At 53.6% G+C, this 2,348-nt stretch carries 3 protein-coding genes; all 3 read left to right on the top strand.

All coding sequences use genetic code 11. The features are described 5' to 3' along the window. Positions 1–83 precede the first annotated feature (83 nt). The 3 genes from tnpA (at position 84) to tnpC (ending at position 2,336) form a co-directional block, all read left to right on the top strand. Positions 84–413 (top strand): IS66 family insertion sequence element accessory protein TnpA, encoded by a 330-nt coding sequence (gene tnpA / locus ACGF5R_RS23760; protein WP_387693079.1) that lies wholly within the window; start codon positions 84–86, stop codon positions 411–413. Further along, complete coding sequence (tnpB, locus tag ACGF5R_RS23755; RefSeq protein WP_387693077.1) at positions 410–763, top strand: IS66 family insertion sequence element accessory protein TnpB; 354 nt, start codon at positions 410–412, stop codon at positions 761–763. Before tnpA ends, tnpB begins: the two co-directional genes overlap by 4 nt. 70 nt (positions 764–833) lie before the next feature. Then, on the top strand, positions 834–2,336 hold the full coding sequence (gene tnpC / locus ACGF5R_RS23750) for an IS66 family transposase (RefSeq protein ID WP_387693075.1): 1,503 nt from the start codon (positions 834–836) through the stop codon (positions 2,334–2,336). Positions 2,337–2,348: the final 12 nt, after the last annotated feature.

The following is a 2,348-nucleotide window of genomic DNA, read 5'->3' as shown; positions in this document are numbered from 1 at the left end:
GTAAGCGTACGGGGAACCCCACCTAGCCAGCGGGAATTCACTGATTAAAATAGTGTCACCTATTCTTATGATGGAAAAACCCCATGAGCCAATCCCGGTTTACGCAAGCTGAGTGGCTGGACATTTTTGAACAGCAGAAAAAATCTGAACTGACTGTCCAGCAGTTTTGCCAAAAGATCGGTATCTCGACAACCCAGTTCTATCACCACCGCCAACGCGGCTCCCGTCCACAGGAAAAGCCCCCAGGGTCGGCTTCCCCGCCTGCTTTTATTAAAATCCGTTCCGCTCAGGAAAAATCCGCCCCATCCGGCACGCCCCCCCTCTTATTTGAAACACCGCATGGCACACTGCGTTTCCCTGCCGGTACAGAGACCCTCGTCATCATTGCGATTATCCGGGGGCTTGCCGCATGAAAATGTTTGTGGATGTCCCGGACGTTTATTTGTGCCGCCCGTTTATCGACTTCCGAAAATCCATCAACGGGCTGGCAGTCTGGGTGGAGCTGGAAATGCAGCTTTCACCGACGCAAACGGCGCTGTTTCTCTTTTGCAACAAAAAGCGGGATAAACTCAAAATCCTCTACTGGGATAAAACCGGGTTTGCACTCTGGTACAAGCGGCTGGAAAACGCCAAATTCAAATGGCCCACGGCCGTCAACAGCGCCACCCTGAACCTGACGGAGCAGCAACTGCACGGGTTGTTATCGGGCTATGATATCATCGGCCATCAGCCCTTCGCCGTACCGCATTGTCATGTCACCTGATCACTTGACGATCATCAAACCCATGGGCATTAATTGAGTTTCTTCGCCGGGGATAGCGTAAAATGTCCCCATGAAAATCGATATCAATGCCCTGCCCAATGACCCCGCTGAACTGAAACGGCTGCTGATTAAGCAGTCGCAGCGGCTGGCCTTTTTGGAAGAGCAGTTTCGTTTGGTGCAGCAAAAACGGTTTGGGGCTGCCTCGGAAGCGTTCCCCGGTCAGGGGGAGTTATTTAACGAAGCGGAAGAGATTGCGCTGCCGGCTGAAACCGTTGCCGTGCAGGAAACCCTCACGTACACGCGTCATAAGCCGACACGCAAACCCCTGCCCAAAGACCTGCCTCGTGAAACGGTGTACCACGATATCGCCGATGAGGAAAAACAGTGTGCGTGCTGTGGTGGACAGCTGCATCCGATGGGGGAAGACCGCAGCGAAAAGCTGGAATTCATTCCGGCACAAATTAAAGTAATTGAGCATATCCGTCCCAAATACGCCTGCCGTGCCTGTGAGAAATCCGGGGTGCATACGCCGGTCAGACAAGCTCCCCTGCCAGCGATGCCCATCAGAAAAGGCATGGCGACCAGCAGCCTGCTCAGTCAGCTTATCACCAGTAAATATCAGTATGGGTTACCGCTGTACCGTCAGGAAAGTTTGTTCAAACAGTATGGCATTGACCTCAGCCGCCAGACCCAGAGTGACTGGATATTAAAATCCGCGCAGTTGTTTGCGCCGTTGGTGGCCAGGTTCAGGGAAACGCTGTTACAACAACCGGTTCTCCATGCGGATGAAACCCCGGTGAACGTGGTCACGTCTGACAAAACGACGAATTACATGTGGGTCTATTGCGCGGGCACCGATGCCCCCGATCTCCGGTCGAATACGCCGAATATTGTGCTGTATGACTATCAGACCAGCCGCTCAGGGACCTGCGCCGCTGGCTATCTGGCGGGTTTTCAGGGGTACTTGCACGTGGATGGCTATCAGGGCTATGAGCAGACCGGCGCCCGGCTGGTCGGCTGCATGGCTCATGCCCGCCGAAAATTTATGTCGGCGAAGCAGGTGCAGGGAAAAAACAAAACGGGCAAAGCTGATCTCGCGCTGAGTTTGATCCAGTCACTTTACCGGGTAGAGCAGCAAATCAAGGGGTTAAGCCCGGCAGAAAAATACCGGCTCCGACAGGAAAAAGCGCTCCCCATTCTGGATAAATTATCGGCCTGGCTGATCAAGACACAATCTCAGATGCTGCCCAAAAGCAAGCTGGGTGAGGCCGTCACTTACCTGAGCAACCAATGGCCCAAACTGATCCGTTATCTGGAGGATGGTCGCTTGTCGATCGACAATAACCGGGCTGAAAGGGCGATTAAACCGTTTGTCATCGGGCGAAAGGCGTGGCTGTTCAGTTATACCCCGCGCGGTGCGCAGGCGAGTGCGATCCTCTACAGTGTCATTGAAACGGCCAAAGCCAATGGCCTGATCCCCTTCGATTATGTCATGACTTGTCTGGATGAGTTATGCCAGCCCGCCCCGGATCTGGAAAAACTGCTGCCATGGAAAAAGCAAGGTGGGGTTTAGTTGACGCTTACG

It is taken from the genome of Photorhabdus sp. RM71S (assembly GCF_042879355.1).
Classification (GTDB): Bacteria; Pseudomonadota; Gammaproteobacteria; order Enterobacterales; family Enterobacteriaceae; genus Photorhabdus; species Photorhabdus kayaii.
Note: the sequence above shows the minus strand (reverse complement) of the source record. Positions and strands in the feature narration are given on the sequence as shown.

What these genes read in the sequence shown, in the direction of transcription:
- tnpC (WP_387693075.1), top strand. Translation starts at nt 834, where the DNA reads ATGAAAATCGATATCAATGCCCTGCCCAATGACCCCGCTGAACTGAAA.
- tnpB (WP_387693077.1), top strand. Translation starts at nt 410, where the DNA reads ATGAAAATGTTTGTGGATGTCCCGGACGTTTATTTGTGCCGCCCGTTT.
- tnpA (WP_387693079.1), top strand. Translation starts at nt 84, where the DNA reads ATGAGCCAATCCCGGTTTACGCAAGCTGAGTGGCTGGACATTTTTGAA.